Below are 24,907 nucleotides of genomic sequence, written 5' to 3'. Positions count from 1 at the left end.
TATTGTTGGGGTCCTCGCATCTTTTGCAGGTAATTTGAATGCAGAGGATTTACCGCCCAACATTGTCTTCATGTTCGCAGACGATCTTGGATTCGGTGATCTAAGTTGTTACGGACATCCCTATGCGAAAACGCCTAATCTGGATCGCCTCGCCAGCCAGGGTACTCGTTTTACCCAGTTTTATGTCACTGGAGTTACCTGCAATCCCAGTCGTACCGGATTGATGACGGGTTTGTTTCCGGCTCGATATCCGAAGTATGCCGCCGACTTTGGGTTCGGCGACCATGTAACGATCACGGAGCTGTTGAAACGAAAAGGTTACAAGACTGGACACTTCGGCAAGTGGCACATTGGGCCCGACGACTCGGACGGAACCTACGGCATCGACGATATCGAAACGCTCGGCAGTAGCCGCGAAAAATCGGAGGGTCGCGACACGATGCTCTACTCTGCTGCGATTGACTTTATTCGTGAAAACAAGGACGGGCCGTTCTATGTGAACGTGTGGGGCCACGCAACTCATTTCCCTGTCAATACACCGGATGCCCTTGCGGCAACGTTTGATGATGTGAAAGTCGAACGCGGTGATTTCTCGCCGACCATGCAGCAGAAATTCGAAGAGTGCATCCAGATCGGGGGCGATATTGATCGATCAATGAGGCAGTATCTAGGCGATGTCTACCAGATCGACCTCAACGTCGGTCGACTTTTGCAGACGCTGGACGAACTGTCGCTAAGCGACAACACGATTGTCGTGTTCTCGAGCGATCACGGTCCCGCACCAGTCATCCTCGCCAACAAGGGAGCGCGCAAATACTCCGACAACATGCTCGGCTACGCGGGAGAGTTTCGCGGAGGGAAGCACACGCAGTTTGAAGGCGGTACAAGAGTTCCTTTCATCGTTCGCTGGCCCGGCAAAGTGCCCGCCGGTCGAGTCGATTCGGGCAGCGTCTGCTCGTTTGTTGATTGGATGCCGACACTCGCTGCAATCGCTGGAGTCAGTGATCTACCCGAGCAGTTGGACGGCGAGGATATCTCTGACATCTGGCAAGGAGCCGAGCGGCAGCGTTCGAAACCCCTGTACTGGAGACTTAGCTCCCCCGGCGCAACGTCGACGATGCGTGATGGCAACTGGAAGCTGCACCTTCCACGGCAAAGGCGTGGGTCACCTGAACTGTATGACTTGTCAATCGATCCGTCCGAGAGCAATAACGTCGCCGAGGCCAATCCAGAAGTGCTAAAGCGTCTGATGCGACAACTACGCGCTTGGAATGCTGAACTCCCGACTGCCTACGAGAAGGCCGGTGAACGCGACAACGACGAATGATTTAAAGAATGCCAAAATAGACCCTCATCTCACAAGAAATCCCACGCATGAACGCAACACTTTTTAATCGAACTGCAAGCCTATCGTTTTCGCTTTTCTTGGCCATTTTCCTGTGCCAGTGTGCACGGGCTGAACGGACAGATTCGGGTAAGCCGAACATTGTGTTGCTTTTCATCGACGACTGGGCATGGAACGGAACGCCTGTAGCGATGGATGACGCACTAGGAAACTCGAAGATGCCGGTGCTCGAGATGCCAAACATCGAACGGTTGGCAAGGGAAGGCATGAAGTTTCGTAACGCCTATGCTTCACCCCAGTGCTCTCCTTCACGCGTTTGTGTTCAGACGGGGCAGTCGTCGCCGCGGAGCGGATACACGGTCTATATGAATTCGCGTGGGCAGGATTACTACGACGAAAGTCGAATGTACAAGAACTTTCCTGTGGTTGGCTGCGTCTCGGACCAGACAATTGATCCGGATACGGTAACGATTCCCGAAGCCTTGGCGCCACTTGGTTATGTCAGTGCCCATGTTGGCAAGTGGCACATGCGTGGTAATCCTGGGGATGAGGGCTATGTGCTGCACGATGGTAATACGGACAACAAGCCCGGCAATACGCTTGCCTCGTTCGCGAAAGAAGGGGAAGCAAAGCCACGACGAATACCCGAGAAACTGACCGATCCGAAGTTGATGTTTAGCACGACGGCGAAGGCGATCGGATTCATGGAACAACAGGTCGCCGCCGGGAATCCGTTCTACTTACAGATCTCGCACTACGCGATGCACGCCGGAAGTGAATGTTTACCGGCGACCCGTGAGAAGTATGCGAATCACCCACTCGTCGAAGATTGGTACAAAGCAAACAACAAAGACAAGGACACCGTCCGTTTAGGCGACGACCCCGCAGTTTGGCTTGGAATGGGCGAGGACCTCGACGGTCGAATCGGAGCCGTGCTCGAAAAGATCGAAGCGCTTGGCATTGAAGATAACACCTACGTGGTACTTGTATCCGACAACGGATATCGGCACAAAGAGCTGCTTCTCGATCCGGAGCTCAAGCAACCTCACCACGGTGCAAAGTGGTGGGTCTGGCAGGGCGGCATTCGGGTGCCGATGATTGTGAAAGGACCTGGGATCAAAGCTGGCTCGGAATTCAACGGCAACGTCGTTAACTACGACTTCCTTCCGACCTTTGTGGATTGGGCAGGCGGTGATTCGAGCATGCTGATGAACATCGACGGTGTTAGCCTTGCGCCGTACATGGCAGGGCAGCCGCCGACCGAGGCGTTCCTGAATCGAAATCTCTATTTCCACTACCCGCACTACCGTACGACCATGCCGCACTCCGCGGTTGTCTCCGGCAATCGCAAATTGTTGCATTTCTACGAGCGTCCAGACATCCCGATGCTCTTCGACCTGAGTGACGACATCGGAGAAGTCCACAACATTGCGGCGACTCACCCGGAAGAACATCGCCGTCTCTATGATGAGATGATGCAGTATTTCGACGAAGTTGGTGCCCGCATCCCGAAACGAAATCCGGATTACGACCCGGCGACCTACAAGGGATCGAAGGAATACTCAGCGCGCGTCCAATGGGGCCCATTTACAGGGAGCCGGCAACTTGAAGCGGACGAGAGATGAAACCACGCCAACGGCTTAAGACCGATGTCGTAAGTACGGCTGCGGCCGCTCATTGAACGTGCGCTACTTTGTGGATTCGATTTGGCGGATGCGGATGGATCGAAACGAAACGTGGCGAGCTTTCTCCGGTGACTTCTTTACGCCGTGCACCTGCAATGCGATCACGCCCGACGGATACTTTTCGTAGACTCCGTCATCCGTAACATCGGCAACTTGTTTGCCATTGATCCAAGATTGAATCCGCGGGCCAACAGCCAGCACTCGCAGTTTGTTCCATTCGCCGTTGGTCATCGTTTCATTCCGGATCAAATCTTCCTTGGGTGTAATCCAGGCACCATTGCCCTGGTTAAAGATATTGCCGGATCTGCCTGGCGATTTGCCTAGATCTACTTGGGGGCCATGAATGACGGGGCGAGCTTTGCCGGCGTCGTTTGTACGCGTCAGCTGAGTTCGAATTTGAATGCCCGAATTCAGGTCCGTGTCATGAAGTTTGACTTCGAGTTCGAGTTCAAAATCGCCGTACGTTTCAACCGTGTGAAGAAAATGAGTCTGGCTGGAACTCGTGCCAACAATGATCCCGTCGACAATCGCAAACTGCGTGTTGTCGCGTGACGGTAACCAGCCGTCGAGGTTCTTGCCATAAAACAGTGTGGTCCAATCGCCAGCAAGGGAGACGCCACAGCAGAAGGAGATCGCAACGAACACAATAGATGCGAAACACCGCCGTGGCGATCGATCAGCAAAAAAGAATGTACCGGAAAGCATTGGAGGTCCTGCGGCTAAACATTGGGAAGGGAAAACTCGGGACGTCGTTCTTTCGTCAGCATCGAATTAGCAGCGTCATCGTCGATGATCTGCTCGTTGGCAGCGTCCCAGTGGATCGTTCGACCAGTCTCGCGACAAATGTTGATCAAATGCGCAATAGTGGAAATCAGGTGACCGACTTCGACTGGAGCATTGGGATCCTCCCGGGTCTGAATGCAATCGAGCCAGTTGGCGACGTGCGATTCGGTTTGTGAACCTGTAAACGGTGCGAGCAGATTCGTTGGATTGCAAGCGAACCGTCCGCGATTGATTTCAATCTTGCCGTGCTCTCCAATAAAAATTCCACCGAACGCGGGTCCGCCGGTGCTTTCCAGCCGAATGACAGTGCCATCCGGGTAATACAGCCACACACCGCGATCCCAGTAGTCCTTCGCGTCAGTCGTCGGTTCGATCCGCGTCGGCGCGACTTGTTCCCACCCCATTGCAAGGTGAACCATGTCCAGCGCGTGCGAACCACGATCACAAATGGGGCCTCCGGTAAAGGCGTCGAAGCTCCGCCACCGACGTTGCAGCTGTTCGTGGTAGTCGAGCAACTTTGCTTGGTCACAAAAACGATTCCAATCCATGCCTTCGGGGATCAGTTGCTTGTCGAGACCCTTTGCAGGCCGAGAGCCTGAGTAGTTTTTAACGAGGATTGTCGAGACTTTGCCCAAGCCACCTCTCCGAACGAATTCACACGCATACTGATTGATTGGCGTGCTGCGTTGTTGTGTGCCGACCTGCAGCACTCGTTTGTGCTTTCGCACGGCTTTGACCAGTGCTCGTCCTTCCGGAATGCTGAAGCTGAGTGGCTTTTCGGCGTAAACATCCAGGCCTTTTGCACAGGCGAGGATTGCCGCCCGCACGCGGACGTGATCGGGTGTCGCGATCATGACGGCATCCAGATCCTCAGAATCGAACATCTGCTCGTAGTTCTGATAACGCATCCAGGAATCACCGGCCTTTGGATTCTTCTTTTCATCAGACGCGAGGGCATCGATCTGCGGAAGAAAGCAATCGCAGACGGCGACCAATTCGGCTCGATGGGATTCGCGGGCCAAGGCGCGAGTCAACCACTTGGCTCGATTGCCAGCGCCGATCAGCCCGACTCGCAACTTTTCATTCGCGGAGGTTGACGGTGCGGCGTAAATCAATGACGGCAACAGTCCGCTCGCTGTCAGCGCCGTGGTCGTACCAATCGATTTCAAAACAGTTCGACGCAATCGTAGGTTTTGAATTGAAGTGGTCATGATTGATCCTGTTGTTTGTGAAAGTTCATTCAGCCGTGGCGGCGGGCCGGAGGGTCTTCTTGAATTCAGATGCAAACATGTTCAAACGGCTCTTCATGCGGGCAGCGATGTCGGTGTGCTGATCAATCATGTTCTTCTCTTCGCCAACATCCTCGCGCAGATTGAAGAGCATCTCGACATCGCCTCGTTTTGCCTGCGCCGCTCTCGTCCGCTCCTTCACAAGTTCATTTCGCTGCCTGCGAGGCAGTTTTTGTTCTTCTGGAGAAAGCTCGATTTCAATCTTCGGCTGGACGTCCCTTGCCGGGACGTTCAAGTATTTCCAATCGCCCATACGGACACCGTTCACCGACCGGCCGCGCAGATAGTAGATTGCCTCATGCGGCGACTTCGCTCCGTTCTCGCCTGCCAGGACCGGCCAGATGTTCTTGCCGTCGATGATGCGATCGCTTGGGGCCGTTCCGCCCGCGAGTGTTACCAGTGTTGGCAGCAGATCCATGACCGCGATGGGTTCATCGGTCACGTGACCTGCGGGAATGTTCCCTGGCCAACGAGCGATGAACGGCACGCGAACGCCACCTTCAAAGGTCGAGCCCTTCGCACCACGAAGCGGTCCAGCACTGGCGCCCTGACCCAAATGTGGCCCGTTGTCGGACGTAAAAATCACCAATGTATTCTCATCCAGCCCGAGTTCTTTGAGCGTCTTCAGGATTTCACCCGTACTCCAATCGAGTTCCTGAATCGCATCGCCGTAAATTCCCAACTTGCTCTTCCCGACAAAGTCCGCCGAGGCATGCACCGGGATGTGCACCATGTTGTGGGCCAGATAGAGGAAAAACGGATGATCCCTATGTTCGGTGATGAAACGGACAGCCTCACGCGTATAACGTTGAGTGAACTGCGTCTGGTCCGCGGGGACTTCAATAATGCTGTTGTCCCGAATCAGCGGGCACTTCGCCTCGGGCATTTTGACGATACTCTCGCGGGTATATTCTTCGCGCCACACGCAATCTTCCGCGTACTGTTGGAGCGTCGGTTCAAAACCCTGGCTATTCGACGCCGGCGTCCCATACCATGAGTCGAACCCATGCTTCAGCGGATGGAACGTGGCTTGATTGCCAAGATGCCATTTGCCAATGATGGCGGTCGCGTAACCTTGCTCCTTGAGCAGCTCAGGAAGCGTCTTTTCTTCGGGATTTAATCCGTGGTTGTTCCTGGGGAAGAGAACGCCGCCGATCCCCACACGCTGGGCGATGCAACCTGTCATCAGTGAGGCGCGGGTCGGCGAACAGACTGGAGAAACATAGAAGCTCGTGAACTTCATTCCTTCTTCCGCCATACGATCGATGTGCGGCGTGGCCAAGTCCAGCACGCCATAACAGCCGAGATCGCCATAACCCAGATCATCCTCCAAGATCACGATCAAGTTGGGCTGTTGCGTAGTTTCGGCGGCAACGGATAAACCGCAGACAATCAAAAGAGCGCAAAGGAAGGAAGCGAGACGGTTCATTGCAGTATTGTTCATGGAGTGGGCGCAGTCGAATGTTGAGAAATGCGGCTATTTTGAACGTTCTGTTTTCGTCTCGCCCTTCTTACTTTTCTTCCTCTCGTTTTGGGTCTTCCGACGCTCCGCGGTCAGAGCAGATGGAACGGGCTGAGCGGTCTCTTCGAAACTCGGAACCAGGGTTCGGAGTTTTTTAACGATGGTGGCGTATTTCGGGTTGGAAATCTCGTTGGTCCATTCGTGTGGGTCTTTCGAGGTGTCGTAGAATTCCTCTTCGTCAGACCCGTATCGGGTATAGCGTCCGAGTTCATGACGGATGCTGACGTAGGCTAGGTCCGTTTTGCTTTTGTCGCACAGTCCGGTGATGGCCGTGCTTTCCCAGGGAGCCATCGGGTCTTTGAGCAGGGGGACCAGCGATCGTCCATCGATGGTCGCAGGAGGCGAAAGTTCGCAGAGTTCGGCCAGGGTGGGGTAGATATCCAAAAGAGAGACGAACCGTTCAGACACGCCACCGGCTTGGGTAACTCCCGGCGCACGAAACATCAACAACGTGTGCGTCCCCTCTTCCCAGAGAGTCGTTTTTTGCCAGTGATGTTTTTCGCCCAGGTGAAACCCGTGATCAGTCAGGAAAACGACAATCGTGTTGTCCTTGTACGGGCTCTTTTCAAGGGCATCGAGCACACGACCAAACTGAGTGTCGACATAGGTGGTCGTGGCCAAGTAGGCCTGCACCGCCTCTTTGTGTTTGCCGGACCGGATGACCTTGTCGGCAAAGCTCCCGAGCCCATCACTCACCGCTTTTGCAAGTGGCGGAAGGTCTTCCAAGTCGTCCTCCTTCAGCTCGGGAAGGACGATCTGATCCAAGGGATACATATCGAAATATTTCTGCGGTACGTACCATGGCATGTGAGGATTGAACGAGCCGTAGGCTAGGAAGAATGGCTTGTCGTGTTGTTCCTCTAGGACCGCGATGGCCTTGTTGGCTCCGAGGGTGTCATTCATTTGATCCTCGGTGAGATGGATTTTTCCCCAATCCTGCTCGCCTCTGCTCAGTCCAGCCAACGGCGCACCAGGAGGAGCCGGGTCTCGCTTGTGACCGACATGATCGTCCCAGTGCTGTTTCTGATCCCAGCCGTGAGTGATCTTGCCATAACCAAAGGTTGCGTAGCCGCTCTTCCTGAACAATCCGGCCAGTGATAACACCGCATCTTGATTCAGTGCCGTACTCGTGCTGATGCTCTGCGCGTTGTTGTAGATACCTGATTTCCAAGGGGCCACGCCGGAGAAGAAAGCAGTTCGAGAGGGGCTGCATACGGGTGCCGAGGTATAGGCGTACTTGAAATTCACACCGCTTTGAGCCAACGCCTTCAGGTTCGGGGCGATGACTCTTCCAACATAACGTTCTGGGTTTTCCAGCAGCCAAGAATTCAAATCGTCTGAGATCAACATCAAAACATTCATCGGCTTTTCCGCCGCTGCGTTCTGCGTGGAAAACACGCATAGGAACAGGAGAACCGCGAGCCTATTGATCACTTGTTGATTAGGTTTCATATCAATTCACTTGTCGCTTTTGTTCTTCCTGGTCTTTGTGCCAGGCTTTGCACTGTCCTTGTTGTCGCCTTCCAGTCGGCCGATGGGACGAGAGTGGTTTGCCAGTTCCTGCTCAAAGGCTTTCGCAGCAACGCGCAGACTCTGAACCACATCAGGATTTTCAGCGGCGACATCGGTGGTTTCGCTCGAATCGGTCTTCATATTGAAGAGCGTGCCTGCCGCCGTTCCCATCCGCTCGCCGCCATTTCTTCCGCCAGGCTTCTCTGCTTTCAGGAACAGCTTCCAGTCACCCATACGGATCGTCGAGCCGTCCATGATGACGCTGTCGCGCGGAGGAGTTGATTCTTGCTCGCCCAGCATCACGGGAAGAATGCTCACGCCGTCGAGCACGCGGTCATGCGGCGGTGCCACTCCAGCGATGTCACAGAACGTTGGCAGCAAGTCCCAGATTCCGGCGATCCGCTCGGTGGTCACATTCGCCGGAATGTGCCCCGGCCATCGCATGAGCCAAGGAGTGCGGATGCCGCCTTCGAAATTCGTCCACTTGCCGTCTCGAAGGGGAGCATTGGAGGGACCGGGGCTGTTCAGCGGGGCTCCATTATCGGAGCCGAAGATCACCAGCGTGTCCTGGCTCAGTTCGATTTCGTCGAGCTTCTGCAGGATGCGGCCGACTTCAAAATCCAATTCTTGAACGGCATCACCGTAGCGATTGGGTCGGGTCGACGTGCCAACAAACTTCGGGCTGGGATTCCAGCGTGAATGTGTGCCGCGGCTCGCATAGTAGAGCATGAAGGGCCTGGACCGGTTCTCCTCGATGAATCGCAGCGCGCCGTTGACTTCCTCGTGCTCGGTCTCGCCGCACTTCCGGTAGGTCTCTGATACCGTGGTTCGGTTCTCCATGAAGGCACCTTCCCTTTCGGCCGATTCTCCATCATCCGCAGCAACATGCCACGCGCCCTTGAAGTAGTCAAAGCCGTGATTTAGCGGATGAAAAGGTTCCCAGTCGCCGAGATGCCACTTACCGACGATCCCGCATGTGTAGCCGGCTTTCTTCAAAAGCTCCGGCGCGGTGATTTCCGCCGGGTTGATACCCATGCGATCTCGCGGATAGATCACTTTCGTCGTACCAACGCGGTGCGCGTAACAGCCTGTCATGAACGCAAGCCTGGAGGGAGAGCATCGCTGGTGTACGTAAAAGCTGGTGAACTTCATCCCGTCCCGCGCCAGTGAATCGATGTTCGGAGTGCGGATATCCGTCGCTCCGAAACACCCGAGGTCACCGTAGCCCAGGTCGTCCGCGAGGATAACGATGAAATTCGGCTTATGTTCCTGCGACCGGGCGTCCGAAAGCGGGATGGCCAGGCACAAAACAATCATTGCAAGGATAGGTCGATTCACTTGTCTTGCTGCTCCTTTATCGTTGATCGTCCGTCAACGCGATGTTTCTCAAGCAATCCGGCCAATCGCTCTGCAACGTCGGGATGCTTATCAATGAGGTTGTTCTCTTCGCCTGGGTCGTCGCGCAGGTTGTAAAGCTGAGGGTGAAGTTCGTCGCGTTGTGGAGTCCGCTTTAGTGTTGGGCTCGGCTTGCCTTCGATGTATTTCCATGCTCCGCTTCGAATCGCAAAGTTGCCGTTGGGGCTGTGCACGAGCATCGATGGCCGTAACGGTTCTTCGTACGAAGAGTCAAGAATCGCTGGCAGGACATTGAAGCTGTCCTCGGCCAGGTCTTCCTCTGCTCGAATAGGAAGATCGACCAACGCGGCCAGCGTTGCGTAGGTGTCGACGAGATTGATTGTTTCGTCGCAGACCGTTCCAGGCTGAACGCGCCCGGGCCAGCGTACGAGAAATGGAACTCGGAAACCGCCTTCGTAGATGCTGTGTTTACGTCCACGCCAGTCGCCGTTGCAACGAAAACCAGCTCGATACGCTTCCGCTTCGGGTCGTGGTCCCTCCGTCATCAATACGCCACCGTTGTCGCTGGTGAAGATGACGAGCGTATCATCGGTCACATTCATTCGTTCTAGCGTGTCTAAGATCCGACCGACGGAGAGATCCAACTCATGAATCCAGTCACCATAAAGGCCGATCCCACTGTCGCCCTTGGTCTTGTCTGATGGTGTGTAGGGAAAGTGGATTGCGACGGTTGCAAAGTACAGAAAGAAAGGCTGTTCGGCTGATTGATTCTCAAGCCAGTCAACGGCTTCCGTCGTCAGCTCATCCATCACGTGTTCATCAACGCGCTGCGGGGCATCGATCCCCATAAAGTCTCGACCATAGGGTGACTTACCAACCGAAATACTGCGGTCGGAACGCAAGCCGACGACATGCTGATTTCGGACGTAAATACCCGAAGCATCGCCGTGGTTCTGAGGCACGGCAAAGTGATAGTCGAATCCGAGGTCCAGTGGTCCGGGCGATAGTGGTTTCGTGAAGTCAGCCTTCTTGGTGCCATACCCAAGGTGCCACTTACCGATTGCGGCCGTACGATAACCCGTCGACTTCAGCAGCGATGCGATCGTCGAGCGCGACGTTTCGATGTGCAGTGGGTCGGTCGTGCTGATGACGCCATGCTTCTGATTCGTACGCCAATCATATCGCCCGGTCAGCAATCCATAACGAGTCGGTGAGCAGACGGACGACGGAGTATTCGCGTCGGTGAATCGCCGCCCCTCTTGGGCAAGTCGGTCGATATTGGGCGTCCGTATGTGAGAATCGCTCGCGCCGTAACTATTGAGACTGCCGAAACCTAAGTCATCCGCGAGAATGACCACAATGTTCGGCTTTTCGGCCGCAGAAATCGTAGTCGCCGAGACATTCAGCAGTACGACGAACAGGCTGAACCCACACTGGATCAAGCGTCTAAAGAATGTTTCTTTCATTTCGAGTTTCATTGCGATCTGGCAATCTCCTCTTGAGCGGTAAGGTACAGTGCAGCAACTTCTTCGTCGGTTAGCGCTCTGTCGAACATTGCGACTTCATCGATCCGTCCGTTCCACGCCCGGGTTGAGTTAGCATCGGTGCCGAACCAAAGCGTTTCGGAGTCGCTGACTGCCATGTCTACACAAGGCGTGGAATCAACGAGCTTCCCGTCCTCGTAAAGATGCAAATGATTGCCATCTGCAGTCGCCGCCACGTGCCGCCAGGTCTGTAATGGCAAGACGGAAGTGCCCAGTACCGTGTTCCGAGCAACATCGCTGCGAAGGGTGAACTCCAATATTCCCTGCGAACTAAGTGACAAGCCAAAGTTTCCACGCTTCCCGTCAAAGTTCGTGACAACCACTGCTTGGCGCGCAGGATTTTCTAAATAGACAAACACCGTCAATGAGAATTTCCCCGTACTCAAAGTCGGCGGCGAATCGACGCGTCCTCCACGGCCAGTAGAATCGACTCCAACCCTCAGTGAACCGCCAATAAACACACCGCACGCATGGGGCGGACGCTTGCCTTCGCCAGTAAGGACGACGCCAGAATATTGGGGTGGCTGAGCAACTAAGCCTCGGTCGCGGATTGGCATTCGGTAGTAAACCAAAGGCGATAACTGTTTGATCGCGCGAGCGTAATTGAGCCTTGGTTCGTCAAAGTTGCGAACAAACCTGTCGAATGCAACGGAGATGCCCTCGGGCTCCGTGAATCCATTAGAAATCCGCACAGCCTGAGACGCTTGTAGATCAATGGTTCTTGAGACATCACGTTGTTTGGATGCTCCGGGATGAACGCGCACCAGTCCATCGAACACGTGGACCTCGCTCGCCCCGCCTTCGACATCAACGGAGAACTCCGTTCCGAAGTCAACCACTTCCGCTTCGGGCGTTTCGACGGTGAAACCGATCCCTTCGGGAGGAACCTTGGCCGACATCCGGCCGCCGTGCAGAATCACACGCTTGTGATTGACCACAGCGAAGCGGGCAGGAGCCTCGACGTAGACCATCACTCCACCGCCAAACTGCAGATTTAATAGTCCTTGCTGCAATTCGTAATCACCTGTTGGAATTAGCTTTTCATTCCATTGCGAACCTTCTGCAGTGAGCACCCCGTTTACATTGCTCACGACGGTCGCTGCAAAAGCATCCTCAGAAGTCGGTAACCCGTCGCGTCGATACCACAGCAATGCGATGAAGACGCAAGCGGCAGTTGCAATCCCCGCCACGGTCAGCCGTAGTACTTGACGCGAGAGGACGACCGTAGCGGGGTGATTTACTGGCGATGATGCAGAGTCAGTAACGGTGCCATCTGCGTCTGATTCCAATGCGCGATTTTGAATGTATCGGCGGCGTAATGATCGCCGCAAATCCGCGTGCAACTCGGCACGGAGAGAAAACTGTTCAAGGTTTCCGGGAACCTGTAACCATGCCTGAAAATCCTTGGCGTCCTCTTCGGATGCGTCTCCTTCGAGAATTCGGTCGATTAACTCGTCTGCTTTCAACATCGGACATTCTCCATCGCGAGACGTCGCTCAATGCAACTAGCGAGAACGGTCCGGACGCGAGACAGAAGTACCCGAACCGAAGCTGCCGATGAGTCGAATTCCCGTGCGGCTTCTTCGGCGGATTGCTCCTCCACATACCTCAAATCGAGTAGCCGGCGCGACTTTGGCGGGAGTTCATCGAGACAGGCCTCGAGCGCCTCACGCCGCCCGCTGCGACCATCAGCCTGCTGGACAATCGTATCGGCGAGTTTGCCGAGTAATTCGTCCGAGAAAACAACCCGCTCGCGACCTTGGACCCGGTAAAAGTCAATCACTCGCGATTTGGCGATCCACAAAGCCCATGCAACGAATGGGCGACTTGGGTCGTACTCATCGAACCGGCGGGCCAGCTCCTGGGCGATCCGCTGAACAACATCTTCGGCATCATGGAATCTGGAAACCGACGCAAATACGTAGGCCGACACCGCCGGCTCAGCTTTGAGCCAGAATTCAGTGAATAGTTCTATCTTTTGATCTTCGTTCATTTGCACGGCCGGCATGAAAACCTGTGTGTCTACCGTATGCCGAACGTGGAGAGATATCGTTAACAAGAATCTCTCTAGAATTCACCGATCTTACCGTCGGGCAGCACGTGATGCGCCGAGAACGCTCGACCCAGATTCAATGCGCTTCATTGGCCCCGAAGCAAACCAGTTCCAGGCCGAAATGACAGAACGCACGGTCGCTACAGTCTGCAATTCTTCACGACATAGCAGAGATTATCGGACCTTCAAGCTAATCGCGATCGCTGCGACCGGCAGAACCGGTAAGCTTCTTGAAGCGTCGCCGCTGCTTCTCCCAGTTGGGTTCGGCGGCGATCGGGCGAATTTGACGCTCGGTGATGGGCGCTCGGCCATTGAAATAGGGCTTTTGGAAGAGCAGCTCTTCTTGAAGATCGGGGGCAAGGTTGCAGAGGTTCATGATCTGGCTGAGGCGAGCTCGTGTGACCGACCGACTTGATTCGCTTTCGGATTGGCTTGATTCGGAGTCGCTGCTGCTTGCCGATGAGGCGCTCGAATCGCCGGATGAGGAATCGGAACTTGATGCATCGGAAGAATCAGACTTTGAATCCGATGAATCTGACGAGTCAGAGGATGACGCTGAGCTATCACTGGATGACTGGCTTGACGAGTCCGAGGATCCGCTTGATGAACTTGATTGGCTGCTTTTGGGCGAACTTGAGCCACTTGATGATGAGTTGCTTTCGGATGAAGACGAGCTGGACGATGAGGAACTGCTGGGAGATGAGCTGGATGAATTCGATGATGAACTCGAGCTGGATTCCGACGAACTGACGGAACTGCTGGATGAGCTAGATCCTGATGATGACGAAGAGCTGCTCGATGACGACGAAAGCGAGCTTGATGAAGAACTGGAAAGCGAGCTACTGGAACTCGACGAAAGACTGCTCGAGCTGGATGATCCCAGGCTGCTCGATGAACTTTGGCTGGACGATGCGCTGCTAGAGCTACTGCCGGACGACGAGTCACTGGATGATGAACTACTCGACGAGGAGCTGCTTGACGATGAACTGCTGGAGCTTGAGCTACTGCCATCGCAGCAACGGCACCCAATCGTGAGGTAGGCCGATGTGTCCTCGTGAAAATGGCAAACGATCTGTTGTGACGCAAGCAGCGCGTAATCGCAGACGTTGTAGACCGAAACCTTGACGCCTACTGGCCGCCACTGTGTCCCGTCAAATCGCAGCTCGCGAGCCGTGCCCCAGGATTTCGCCTTGATCCGCCGGGTCGGTTTACAGAGTAGCGTTTGCTTGGGCGGGTCAAGCACCCACGACTGGTTGCCGTCAAAAGTGACCGAGAGATACTGGTCCCCGGAACCTTCGATCGGTCCGCGAATCCGCTGGGCCGAGTGATTTCGTGCAATGATGCGGACCTGTTCGCCGTCGACATCCAACACCGGTTCGATATTGCCGGATTGGTCTAGTCGGTGGAGATCACATGTCCCGCTGCCGGTCGTCGTTCCCTGGCGGGCGCTGATGCCGCCGACTGGAACCTTGACCAAATGTGTGATGTCGGTCGGATGACCAACCCGGACGACCGCCCACTGCAAACCGGTTTCCGTCGGATTTCGTCGCCAAAGGATCTGGGCCGATCCCTCTGGTTTGGATTCCAGATAGAAGCTCGGCGACAGTGATGCGTCGGCAAAGCCATGCCAGGTCTTGGTGATGTTGACTTGAGCCGCGACAACGCCATCGAAAACGACGCGACCAACCTTGTCTTCGCCGATCGGTTCGATCGCGACGCCCACTCGCCTCCCCGAGTGTAACCCCCAGCGTGAGACACTTCCGGGGTTCTCTCTTTCCTAAACCCTGACCCCAAAACAGCTTACGAAGCCAGAGGCCGTTCCGACCAAAAACGGCTCAAACGTCACTCGTAGGAACCAAAACAACAGCCGCGATTGGCAAGCTCCTGTTCCAACCCGCTAACCAACAACGAACGATTCGGGGCGACACATCCGCGAAGCGACTATCGCGTGTAACCACGATCGAACTGCCCGTGCCGGCCCAACTCACCCTCCGCCTCGGATTGGGAGGCAGCAGGCGTCCTGGTTGTTACATATCTTCGAAGTAGTCCGAGTCGATCTTCTTCAGCACAAAAGCCTGGTCTCGCGACACGCCTATGTCGTACTCGATCATGAGCTCCCCCAAGCGTTCACCGTCAATCAAAACCACCTTCTGTGTCACCGCTTCCGCGTACTCGATCGCTGTATTGCGAAAGCTGCTCGTCGTAATGAACACCCCTTTGCTCGCCTGCTTGCCGGCCAACGCGCCGACAAACGCCTGAATCTCCTTTCGTCCGACACTATCTTTCCAGCGTTTGGCTTGGACGTAGATCATGTCGAGACCGAGACGATCCTCGCTGATGATACCATCTATGCCCTCATCATTTGACGCCTTAGTGACCTTCGCTGCTTCCGCTCGTGAACCTCCGTAGCCCATCGCAAACAGCAAATCGATTACCAACTGCTCAAACTTGTACGGGTCCATTTCACGAACCTGCGCTAGTATGTCATCAGCAAGTTTGGCGTTTAATTCCGTGGTCAAACTAGCGATTTGCTCTTCAGGTGTAGACGTGCTGCCGCGTTGATCGCCGTCAGTGGATGCCGGAGATGATGGCCGTTTTTTGTGGTGCCACTCGTAGTGTTCAGCAAACTGATCAAGATCCTTAAGCGTCAGGCCATTGGGATGGCTTGACAGTGAATCTAGTCCACGTTGAGTGATCTTCATCACGCCGCGCCCCGTATACTCGATCAACTTGGCGTGCTTTAGGTGGGTCCGTGCCCATCCGACGCGATTGGCCAGGCGTCGTTGACTACCGCTAGACAACATCTCCTCTCGGTCTTGCCGCGTTAGATCCATCTCATCCGCAATCGCCTCGGTGACCTGCTTGATGGCATGCTCTTCCCCATCCGAGAGTACGCTAAGAAACGGAACGAACATCGATTGAAAGTCTGGAACAGCCATGCCAATAGAACTAGTTAGATAAGAACTCGTGAATGGCCGCATCGACAAAATCTCCCGAAGCGAGTGGAACCTGCGCATAAACACAAACAGGTTCACCTTCGAGTTTTGCTAACAGGTGGCCTTTGCCCAAAAGTTTCTCTGCTCCTTTTTCTCCAAGGGCGATTTCGGACGTGCCCTCGCCATCGACTCGTAGGATGAGACGGTTTCCTAGATTTGATCGAAGTTGCATGGGCATCACGTTGGCATCGGGTCTCTGGGCAGCAAAGATTAGGTGAATCCCCGCGGCTCGGGCTTTGACACCAAGACGCTGCACAGTTGTAGAGACCGCTTCTTTGTACTCTTCCACCATCATCCACTCGGCGAACTCGTCATGAATCAGCCAAATAGTTGGCATTCGGTCAGCAGTGTCGACCTTGTTGTTGTATGACGTTATGTTATTTGCGCGGGCTTGTCTAAATCTCGAGTAACGGGCATCCATTTCGACGACAAGACTTTGGAGACGCTCAATGGCTTTCTGGTCATCAGTTATGACGCCACCGCCGAGATGCGGCAGGTCCTCAAACTGGAAGTAGTCCACACCTTGCTTGGGGTCTATCAACACGATTTCGGCCTGCTTGACGGTATTAGTTGCAGCAATGCCCAACAAGATGTTCTGCATTAGTACCGATTTTCCACTGCCAGTTGAGCCGGCTATCAGCGTATGCGGAGCGTGCTTCTGGCCAGGGTCCAAGTAAAGTATAGATCCATCGTTTTCGCGAACGGCGATTGCTATGCTTTGGTTGCCATCGGATCGCGCGGGACTCCATCGCTTCCAGATCGCCGCGAGATTTACGACCTCACGCTCCCGGCGAGCAACAGCAATGGACACGATTCCTGGTTCCGGTTGAACAGAGATAATGTTAAGTCCATGTGTGGTCAGGAATTCAGACTGACGCTTGACTACCTGATCGACTGTGAGGTGAGAGCTGCCCTCGAACTTCAACAATGCCGCGTTTGGCGTCATCGTTTCGCTCTTCAATTTGGCTTGCAAATTGTACTGCTGCAGACCAGTTTTCGTTCGCTTCACAACCTCTTTGAGCCACTCGATGTCTGCTTCAGATTCCAGTCGTGTCTCCACGTGTGCTTCAATTACGCGTGACAATCCATCAAAAGCCCAGACACTTTCTTTGCTGGTGAGAATCCCCGCTTGATCACTGTTTTGGCCAGATTCTCTCGGGTTTATAGATTCTATCTTGTCCGAAGAAGGATCAATTTCGATTTCCGGCGATTCCGTATCGGTTTTGGCGTGACTCTGCTGGGAGCCAGCCTCGGTCGGTGGGACTGCACGATCAGGCGAATTAGGAAATCGCTTCACAATATCGCTTGAACGCCGTATGGCGGTTGGCGGCAGAAACTCATGTGGAGTATTTGACGGCGGGAAATCAAACTCACGGTTACGAACGGAGGTAGGATCATCATCCTTCCAATACGCTAACATTAGTTCGCGAAGCTCTTTTCGCGCGAACACTTCTTGGTGACAATTCTCGACTTGATCCAATGGAAAGGTGTTTGTATCGGAAGAATCCTGTGAATGTACGAAGACGTGCGAATATCCGCGCAGCATGATCTTGCAGCTGCCGCCTCGGATGTTGCGACGCCAATCGCTAACCTTAGGCGACTGGCCCGCGGAGAAGAGGACACCATCAAGAACCAGATCAGATAGACGAGCTAGCCACAATTCACGGTCAAGCCGATCTGGATTTCCGAACAACGCTTCGTGAACTCGACGTACCGTATCACGCAGTTGTTTCTGACTTTCCTTCTTCTTAGGCGCTAAGTTCGCTTCGTCGATGTATTTCGATTCGGAGACGATTATCGACAAAAGTAATCCATTTTCAGTTTGCTCGGGGCTCACAACCATCAAATCAGCGATCTGCTCTTCTTTCTGTCCCAGCCATTCCGCGTAGTCATCCAAGAAGTACCAACCGAAGTAACGGTCGCCAGTGAATTCATGCCGGATTAAGTACCGGCTCAAGACCACGCCCATCAACTCATAGGCACTACGCCCCCGTTTGGCAGCACGCAAAGCTAAGTCGCCCGAGATTGAATTTGCGTCTTCAATCAACTTCTCTGCAAGCTTCTGATACTCGGCATCGGTCAAATCGAGGTTGAGCCGCCTCAGCCGATTGATGAGCATTGTTCGCAACATGCCAGAGCTGGCAGTCGACGAGATAATAAGATTACGTCCTTGAGTTGCCGACTGTTTGTAACGAATGATGCGAACGCTTTGATTTTGCAGCTGTCGTCTATCGAGCAGTTCGTCGTAGTTTACAACCCAGTTCGCAAGGTTGTGTGTCTCTTCAAAAATCTGACGAGTTTCGTTGTTGCTGAAGTCAAGTTGGCGAACAGGTAGCAATCGCTTCTCAGGATTGCCATCCCAGTCACCGCCACCCTTTCTGAATGTTGTCACTGCGGTTAGGTATGCCCACGTCTCTTTACTTTGAACAGGGCAACAAAGATAGACGATCGACTTCAAATCGTCTTTGGCAGCCGGTCTTCGCCTAGACCAACGCGGTGGAATGAAATGCTCCAATTCTATCGGTGCGAAATCCTCAGAGCACCATTCCAATTCGGCATGTCGAGCAATCACGTCCTGCGAGAAAGAGATGTCGTGCGGCGGGCCGTCTTTTGGGTCAGGCGGTGCGGCTTGATCTACCAGGATGCCAATACGCAGCCTCGCAAGAAAATCTTGAGTTGCCTCGCTAGGGCTGTACGAATCCACATCCTCATCCGCCGACTCGATAATCTCTTGATAAAGATGCCTCAGCCGATTGGGGTTTGTGTGCCGTAAAATGATTTGACAATGAACTTCCTCGTCGTCTTCGTGAAGCGCAGCGATCTTGTCCACGACAGCCTGCGGCAAACGCGACGAATCACTGTTGAACAAAACCAACGATAAGTTGGCACGTTCGTGTGGGTGCAACCTGACGTACTGCCTCAGCAGTTCCATCACTCGCGCGGCGGCAGGACCGGGATTTTCGTTAGTTGCCGCGATTCGCTTTTTCTGCAGAACGGGTGGTTCGTGGAGGCTGTAGTCACCAACAGCGTCGGTGACCGACAAAATGTGAGCCTCGGATTCGGTCCAGCCGACGACGACTTCAGGATAGAAGGGATGCTCAAGCTCTCTAACCATCTCCTTGAAGTACAGTCTTTGATCACCAAATTCGACCTGCTTTTCTGTCAGCAGACGCTTGATTATATCTGCGACGAGCTGAGCTTTCTTCGCTATTGCAGCCATTCGCAACGGATGCCAAGGTGCTACGATGACTGTGGTCACATCAGAATCAATCTCGACAGCGCCTATCTGAAGAAGTGGGCGAAGTAGCAGTTGTCGATTTCGATCCCCTTTCGCGTTGGTGCAGATGGCGGAAAGCAAATCTGTGTAGGACTTAAGCTGCTTCGTCAGCGACTCACTGGTAACACCAACGTCAGGGAAGTGCTCAATTGCTTCGGAATAGTCAGCTGCGAAGTCGTCAAATTTCGACTTTAAGTCGGAAGCGACGGCCTCCGAAATGAAGCCATCTCCTTGCGCAATTGCCAAATTCCCTTGCCACTCAATCTGGATGTCGCGATCTTTCTTGTAGGTCGCGACAAACGAACCCTTTGTTCGATCATACGACGGCTGAAAAGTTTGTACGTCTGACAGACTGACTGTTTGATAAATTCCTTTGGAGCTAATCGGATCTAGGCCTGTTCGGCAGCGAACCAGAGGATGCTTTACCAATCGTCTCCAATCCGCAACAAAAGAACTTGTGACAGCGTTCACATCGTAGGTCCAGACAAGCTGGGTCGAGGTTTTGTCAATAGTTCCTTCGGTCGCCTCCGTCTCGACTTCAAGGAAGAATTTGAGTTGCAAAGCATTCTTAGCTTGCGACGTGTTCAGTCGGTCTAACTTTTTCTTGCTCTCTCGCCATTGTTCTACTAGTTCCGGGAAGTCGAACAGCTTACCCACTTCCCACTTTACGCGGTTGCCTAGCAATGATTTTAGGCCTGCGTAACGAGTTGCAAAATACTCGCCTGCGTGATAGTTCAAGTTTCGCAAGTCACGCTTGTTTGCGCTATCGCAGCGAATCAGCAACGTTCGCTTTTTCGCTTCGTCGACTTGATTGAATAGCGATTCAATACAAGCAGCAAGTCCAATAACAAAATCGGTGCATTCGCGTGGGCGACCATAGATGAACTTGTCCCATCCTGATCGAAGCTTGCGATCTTCTTTTATTTCGTTTCGGTGCGATTCATAAAACTGCTGATCTTCCTCGGTTGCTTCGCCAAGCTTCTTACGCGTAACAAGGATGTCCAAGTAGTCGTTATCAGTTTCACTAAGCAAATCGGGGTTCAATTCGTCATAAAACTGTCGGGTTTCTTCACCCAAATTCAGCTTTACGCGTCGAAGACCATCGAATAGCAAGCGAACATCTTCCCACTCACAATGCGCGAGCGCAGATGCCGCCTCGTTCCAGCCACTTGGGGCGTCAATGAATGTCTCGATCGTTGGGTGCAAGTGTTCGCCGATCTCCGATTTCACCTTATCGAAAGATTTTCTCAAATCGTCTTCGCTTAGGATCAATTGCGACGGCGTGCGTTTTTCGAGGAAGCATGCATTCTTGCCGTAGACTCGCTTGAATTCGCGATTCCAAGCTGATTTATGTGTTCGCGTTCGATCAGCAATTCGATCGAAGAATCCCGAATCCATCGGAAATCGCAGGGCGGGTAGTGATTGCCCCAGCGCCTTCCCGACAGGAAGGCCTTCATCCTCGATCAGCTCACGCGTTTTGACGACATATTCAGCCAATCGCTCGAGCGCTATAACTCGCAAGTCACACAGTCCAGCAAGTGCTTTCTCCCACCAGGTTTTGTGATCGTCCGTCAGCGCGATCCCGCTGCTGGCTGCGTCCACCCAGAGTTTGGGGCTTGCTTTCAGCTCGTCGGCACCAATGCGGACAAACTCTTTAAGCGATTGTTCTTCATCGTCCCCAGTTGCAGCAACAAGAAGAATTGGCCGATCGCATTTGCAATTTCGAAAGTAGGTAGCAGGGTCTGTGGTTAAGACCCTTTCGGGCAAATCAGATTCGCCAACAAACTCTTTGTTGATCTTGAGGTCAACCACGCCACTGAGCGAGCCGTGCAAGAGAATTGCCTTGGCGATAGCGACGGTTTGGCACGCCGAGAGGTGGTCAATCATCAGCCGGGCGGTACCTTCATCGCCTTCTATGTCGATGGATGAAGCCAGATAACGAGTGAATACTTCGCCAATCAGTTCAGTCGGATTCATCGACTCGCCTCGGAATATGGATTCAAGACATATGCGCAGGCGTCTGACAAACGCTTGACCATGCCAAGGCTGCTAAGTCTTTGTTCTAGTCTTGTAGCATTGGCTTGAAAGGACTTCTTGTCAAAGTCTGAGTCGTCCATGACCGTTTCGGCCTCGCGTTCTCCAAGCACGATTCCATACCGATCGAACAGCAAGCGGAGGAATGCTTTAAACTCCATACGGTCTTTTACATTAGCTAGGATTAACGCCTTCAGCAGCGAATCGTTTGGTGCGTATCGGAGCTTGTTCGTTCCCCGTTTGGAGATAAGTCCGACGGCGCGACCGTAAGTGCGGTGAACATTCCCTGCGTGCTGCCGGTGCTTCGTCATCGCCCGTTGACGCAGATTCTTTAACAGTGCATCCGGGTCAGGATTGCCACCATAGTTTGTCTCCTCTCTCGGCCAGCCGACCCTTCGATTCAGTATCTCTTTGCACTGCGGGTACGCATCAGTTGCTGACAATGCTTGCTTCCATTCGTCCGAAGCTGCGATGCGATTGATAAAAGCGGTAATGGCAAGTTCAGATAATTGACTGTTCTCTTGAAAACTTCGGATCGACAGTTCACGAACCAAGGTTTTTTGGGGGGCAACCATTTCACAAACGATGATTGGCCGCTTTGCCGCCGCTACCTCCCTGGCAATCGTCAGTTGGTAAAGCATGACATGGAATGCACCAAGCAGCGTGATGTGTGGATAAGCATCAAACCGTGGAAGGTTTAGATCAAACACGTGGAGCCAATCTTCTCCCAGCAAATCAAAAGTTGAGTGGCTCTTGTATGGGAGAAAGCTTTTTCCTTTGGCGTCGGTTTGGTCGGGTTTGCCAGGTTGCAGTTGTCCGACCAGTGCATTCCATGGATTCTTGCTAGTGACCACACCCGCCAAATGAGGAGTCAGGCTTTTGGATGACTGCGATCGGCAAAGCATTAAGTAGAGCAGTTCGCCTGTTCGGCCGAAATTAATGTATTCACGTGACGGTGTTCCCCCGGCAGTTACCCGCACATCTTCGAAAAGGCACTCTCGCCCAAATGGGAAGAGAAAACGTGAGGACCAACGTCTGTTCGATTCACTCTCGACAGTCGCTGATCGCAGCATCGCAACCAGCTTCGTGAACTCATCAAAGCTTCCAAAGCGTTTGGGAATATAGCTAAAGTCGCGTTCAACTATTCCTCTCGCGTTGTCGTTCATCCACTGCTGCCACTCTTTCCATGCTCTGTTATCATCTGGGAACTTGTCCAATAGGTAAGGCATGATTTGATTGTTGTAGAGCACGTTGCGAAGCATCATGCGTCTTTGCGGATGGAAAATAAGAGGGTAAAACTTTCCACTTTCATCCAGCAACTTGCCCGTGCTATGGGCATAATCGGCGATACCTAGCAGTTCCAGGAACATCAACCAAGGCGTCTGGTTGTCCCAGATGCGATGCCCCCAAATTTGCTCTTCAACCCAGTATTCCAATGAATGATCTTGGAACGCTTTCTTGATTTCTTCCTGTAGCTCATTCATAGATCTAGCTCCACCGTCTTCGGGCGTGGGTACCCCATCTCGTCCAATTCGACGAACCTAAACTCAGTTTGCGACTCTTCATCGTCCTCAGAGGCGTCTTTTCTCGAGTTAGCTGCTGAGAGCAGACGGGACTTGAAAGCGAGCATGTCTTCGTGACACTCCTTGGAAAAGCTGCCGGGAAGAACTCCTTCCGCTACGCGGCTCAGAAACTCGAATCGAGTAAGAGTCAACCTCAATTCGATGATGTTACTCTCGCTAAAAGAAACTCGCAGGACAGGAGAACCTGAGATGTCATTTGCGATATTAACAAACCGGTGGGAATCGCGTGCAACGGAAACACGGTCTTCCAGTACGACACTGACCTTCGCGTTCGACCCTGACAAACCAGTGGTTAGCCACAGTTCCTCATCGGACGAGACAAGCATACCAATAAAGATGCGGTTCAGACCTTGGACTAAGCGTGCGATGACTCGCTTTTCAATCTTCTTGCCGCGGCGAATTCGCTGTAGCACCCGCTCCAAATACTCGCCTGCGAATGTGAATACTGTTAGATCCCAGGGTGATAACTCGCGTTCGATTGATTCCGGAATTTTGAAGAATAGACCCCGACGCTGTGAAACCAAGACCTCTAGGAACTGCTCGGTCTCCTCACCGCCCTCTTCAGCACCTTCGATATACGCCGTCTGCAACGCTCGGTAGGCTTCGTTGGCGCCGTAGAACGTGTCGTCAGTCAAGAAGCGATCAAAGTGCTCTCGTAGTCCGGTGTCCGAATCACCATAGATAAGCAAATTGTCGATTCTGTTTGATGTTTCATGCCCGATTCGGAACCGCCCAAGTTGTTCATAGATATCGTGCGAGTTGCGACGGTGCTCCGTTAGATTGCCTCCAAATATGTTGTTGTAGATACTTGCCTTAGCAACCTGTTGCGATGCAATGATGCGTGGTACGTCCACAGCACGCATCAGTCGATCAGGAACCTTAATTCCACCTGCTTCATTTCCCGAGAAGCCGAGCACGGAATTAGCAAGCAGCATCAAAACTCGACGAATGGAAAGATGCGTGTCATTGTGGTCGCAAAGCTCCAGCAACGCTCGCAGTCGCCCGCGCACTTGGTCGGACTTCAGTAATTCATAATTGCGACGAATGGGGCAGAGACTCCCAAACAGCTGGTCATCTGCTCCTTCCTCGTCGATACAGTGCTGCCAACCTTCGTGTCTTACAAACGCCTCAGCGGCCCGATCAAACAACTCAGCTGACGAAATGCGGCTGAGGTTAAAGAGCTTAAGCCGACTGCCTTCTTCTTCACGCCGGTCATTGAAGAGCAGTTCTTCGAGCAACCTGCCCGTCTCATCGATTCGGTCATTTGTTTGGTTCAGTCGTGCCCACGTATCGACAAGCTGACCATCGTTAGCAGCAATCAGAAAAACGCTGCTTGATGATAAATCAAAAATGGTGTGCGCAAAGAACTCTAAAAGATCTGTTTTCGTCAGGAAGGCGCCGGTCTTCCCTGTTTCGGGAAGTCCAGTCAGGTCACGGACAATGTGAACGGTCGTTTCCCTCCCGGCAATGCTCGCATTGACGTGAAAGTAGACGTCGTCCGATTCCCAAGCTTCAGGGTCACCACCAAGCTGAATCCAAATTTGACGGCAAAGGTGGGTCTTCCCGTCACCGGCGGTGCCCGTGAGAATTACCGAGGTCGGCGATTCAGCATCCTGAGAGAAGAGCGGCAGTAGTTCGTCTTCAATTGGATGCTTGAACAGCAATGGATCGAGGTTGCTGCGAGCTGCCGATGCGCGGATATGCTCGTCGTACATGTTGTCGTTTCGCGCACTGGGGCCGTAGTGCCGCAGAAATCGAATCCACTGTGGTCCCTTGCTTGCCATTGCCCGAGCCTCCGATAATTTGGGCCGTGCGCAATCCGAACCCTTTGAAGCGCAGCGACGTGAAAACCCTTGGCTAAGGCCGCAATACGCAACACAAAGCCGGGTCATTTTGCTATCATCATCTCCAACTTTCTCCCAAATCTC

Annotated in this window: 16 protein-coding genes; 3 read left to right on the top strand and 13 right to left on the bottom strand. The window is 53.3% G+C overall.

What is annotated here, in order from left to right:
• Positions 1 to 34: 34 nt before the first annotated feature.
• Both Mal15_RS31460 and Mal15_RS31455 read left to right on the top strand, forming a co-directional pair.
• Positions 35 to 1,327, top strand: a complete 1,293-nt coding sequence (locus Mal15_RS31460) for a sulfatase family protein (protein ID WP_261344567.1) — start codon at positions 35 to 37, stop codon at positions 1,325 to 1,327.
• 47 nt (positions 1,328 to 1,374) lie between these two features.
• Positions 1,375 to 2,970: a sulfatase gene (locus Mal15_RS31455; RefSeq protein WP_147871353.1), complete on the top strand. Its 1,596-nt coding sequence runs from the start codon at positions 1,375 to 1,377 to the stop codon at positions 2,968 to 2,970.
• Between the two features lie 63 nt (positions 2,971 to 3,033).
• Here the strand turns inward: Mal15_RS31455 and Mal15_RS31450 are convergent, their stop codons facing one another.
• From Mal15_RS31450 to Mal15_RS31410, 9 genes are all read right to left on the bottom strand, one after another.
• The gene (locus tag Mal15_RS31450; RefSeq protein ID WP_147871352.1) at positions 3,034 to 3,735 is read right to left on the bottom strand and encodes a 3-keto-disaccharide hydrolase; all 702 of its coding nucleotides are present in this window, start codon (positions 3,733 to 3,735) and stop codon (positions 3,034 to 3,036) included.
• A gap of 14 nt (positions 3,736 to 3,749) precedes the next feature.
• Positions 3,750 to 5,024 (bottom strand): Gfo/Idh/MocA family protein, encoded by a 1,275-nt coding sequence (locus Mal15_RS31445; protein WP_147871351.1) that lies wholly within the window; start codon positions 5,022 to 5,024, stop codon positions 3,750 to 3,752.
• A gap of 25 nt (positions 5,025 to 5,049) precedes the next feature.
• Positions 5,050 to 6,546 carry a sulfatase family protein gene (locus tag Mal15_RS31440; protein ID WP_233903136.1) on the bottom strand — a complete coding sequence of 499 codons (1,497 nt, stop codon included), beginning with the start codon at positions 6,544 to 6,546 and terminating at the stop codon, positions 5,050 to 5,052.
• 33 nt (positions 6,547 to 6,579) lie between these two features.
• Positions 6,580 to 8,076, bottom strand: coding sequence for a sulfatase (locus Mal15_RS31435; RefSeq protein WP_233903135.1), 1,497 nt, complete (start codon positions 8,074 to 8,076; stop codon positions 6,580 to 6,582).
• Positions 8,077 to 8,082: 6 nt separating this feature from the next.
• On the bottom strand, positions 8,083 to 9,453 hold the full coding sequence (locus Mal15_RS31430) for a sulfatase-like hydrolase/transferase (protein ID WP_147871350.1): 1,371 nt from the start codon (positions 9,451 to 9,453) through the stop codon (positions 8,083 to 8,085).
• A 17-nt stretch (positions 9,454 to 9,470) separates the two neighbouring features.
• On the bottom strand, positions 9,471 to 10,970 hold the full coding sequence (locus Mal15_RS31425; RefSeq protein WP_147871349.1) for a sulfatase family protein: 1,500 nt from the start codon (positions 10,968 to 10,970) through the stop codon (positions 9,471 to 9,473).
• Positions 10,967 to 12,505 (bottom strand): LamG-like jellyroll fold domain-containing protein, encoded by a 1,539-nt coding sequence (locus Mal15_RS31420; RefSeq protein ID WP_147871348.1) that lies wholly within the window; start codon positions 12,503 to 12,505, stop codon positions 10,967 to 10,969. Before Mal15_RS31420 ends, Mal15_RS31425 begins: the two co-directional genes overlap by 4 nt.
• Positions 12,499 to 13,029, bottom strand: coding sequence for a sigma-70 family RNA polymerase sigma factor (locus tag Mal15_RS31415; protein WP_147871347.1), 531 nt, complete (start codon positions 13,027 to 13,029; stop codon positions 12,499 to 12,501). Before Mal15_RS31415 ends, Mal15_RS31420 begins: the two co-directional genes overlap by 7 nt.
• A 250-nt stretch (positions 13,030 to 13,279) precedes the next feature.
• Positions 13,280 to 13,465 carry a hypothetical protein gene (locus tag Mal15_RS31410; RefSeq protein ID WP_147871346.1) on the bottom strand — a complete coding sequence of 62 codons (186 nt, stop codon included), beginning with the start codon at positions 13,463 to 13,465 and terminating at the stop codon, positions 13,280 to 13,282.
• A gap of 22 nt (positions 13,466 to 13,487) precedes the next feature.
• On the opposite strand from Mal15_RS31410, the gene Mal15_RS31405 reads away from it, so the two are divergent.
• On the top strand, positions 13,488 to 14,129 hold the full coding sequence (locus tag Mal15_RS31405; RefSeq protein WP_147871345.1) for a hypothetical protein: 642 nt from the start codon (positions 13,488 to 13,490) through the stop codon (positions 14,127 to 14,129).
• Between the two features lie 987 nt (positions 14,130 to 15,116).
• Here the strand turns inward: Mal15_RS31405 and Mal15_RS31400 are convergent.
• From Mal15_RS31400 to Mal15_RS31385, 4 genes are read right to left on the bottom strand one after another with little or no spacing between them, the layout of a single operon-like run.
• On the bottom strand, positions 15,117 to 16,028 hold the full coding sequence (locus Mal15_RS31400) for a restriction endonuclease (RefSeq protein ID WP_147871344.1): 912 nt from the start codon (positions 16,026 to 16,028) through the stop codon (positions 15,117 to 15,119).
• 10 nt (positions 16,029 to 16,038) lie between these two features.
• Complete coding sequence (locus tag Mal15_RS31395; protein ID WP_199773769.1) at positions 16,039 to 21,339, bottom strand: FtsK/SpoIIIE domain-containing protein; 5,301 nt, start codon at positions 21,337 to 21,339, stop codon at positions 16,039 to 16,041.
• On the bottom strand, positions 21,336 to 22,880 hold the full coding sequence (locus Mal15_RS31390; RefSeq protein ID WP_147871343.1) for a hypothetical protein: 1,545 nt from the start codon (positions 22,878 to 22,880) through the stop codon (positions 21,336 to 21,338). Before Mal15_RS31390 ends, Mal15_RS31395 begins: the two co-directional genes overlap by 4 nt.
• Positions 22,877 to 24,694: a hypothetical protein gene (locus tag Mal15_RS31385; RefSeq protein WP_147871342.1), complete on the bottom strand. Its 1,818-nt coding sequence runs from the start codon at positions 24,692 to 24,694 to the stop codon at positions 22,877 to 22,879. Before Mal15_RS31385 ends, Mal15_RS31390 begins: the two co-directional genes overlap by 4 nt.
• Positions 24,695 to 24,907 lie beyond the last annotated feature (213 nt).

The sequence above is a fragment of the Stieleria maiorica genome, from assembly GCF_008035925.1.
GTDB classification, from domain to species: domain Bacteria; phylum Planctomycetota; class Planctomycetia; order Pirellulales; family Pirellulaceae; genus Stieleria; species Stieleria maiorica.
This window is presented reverse-complemented; position numbering and strand designations above follow the sequence as displayed.

Bases quoted from the DNA above. Each gene is read 5' to 3' on its own strand.
- Mal15_RS31450 (WP_147871352.1), bottom strand. From the start codon at position 3,735: ATGCTTTCCGGTACATTCTTTTTTGCTGATCGATCGCCACGGCGGTGT.
- Mal15_RS31430 (WP_147871350.1), bottom strand. From the start codon at position 9,453: ATGATTGTTTTGTGCCTGGCCATCCCGCTTTCGGACGCCCGGTCGCAG.
- Mal15_RS31415 (WP_147871347.1), bottom strand. From the start codon at position 13,029: ATGAACGAAGATCAAAAGATAGAACTATTCACTGAATTCTGGCTCAAA.
- Mal15_RS31395 (WP_199773769.1), bottom strand. From the start codon at position 21,339: ATGAATCCGACTGAACTGATTGGCGAAGTATTCACTCGTTATCTGGCT.
- Mal15_RS31400 (WP_147871344.1), bottom strand. From the start codon at position 16,028: ATGGCTGTTCCAGACTTTCAATCGATGTTCGTTCCGTTTCTTAGCGTA.
- Mal15_RS31440 (WP_233903136.1), bottom strand. From the start codon at position 6,546: ATGAACAATACTGCAATGAACCGTCTCGCTTCCTTCCTTTGCGCTCTT.
- Mal15_RS31420 (WP_147871348.1), bottom strand. From the start codon at position 12,505: ATGTTGAAAGCAGACGAGTTAATCGACCGAATTCTCGAAGGAGACGCA.
- Mal15_RS31455 (WP_147871353.1), top strand. From the start codon at position 1,375: ATGAACGCAACACTTTTTAATCGAACTGCAAGCCTATCGTTTTCGCTT.
- Mal15_RS31410 (WP_147871346.1), bottom strand. From the start codon at position 13,465: ATGAACCTCTGCAACCTTGCCCCCGATCTTCAAGAAGAGCTGCTCTTC.
- Mal15_RS31435 (WP_233903135.1), bottom strand. From the start codon at position 8,076: ATGAAACCTAATCAACAAGTGATCAATAGGCTCGCGGTTCTCCTGTTC.
- Mal15_RS31390 (WP_147871343.1), bottom strand. From the start codon at position 22,880: ATGAATGAGCTACAGGAAGAAATCAAGAAAGCGTTCCAAGATCATTCA.
- Mal15_RS31385 (WP_147871342.1), bottom strand. From the start codon at position 24,694: ATGTACGACGAGCATATCCGCGCATCGGCAGCTCGCAGCAACCTCGAT.
- Mal15_RS31445 (WP_147871351.1), bottom strand. From the start codon at position 5,024: ATGACCACTTCAATTCAAAACCTACGATTGCGTCGAACTGTTTTGAAA.
- Mal15_RS31425 (WP_147871349.1), bottom strand. From the start codon at position 10,970: ATGAAACTCGAAATGAAAGAAACATTCTTTAGACGCTTGATCCAGTGT.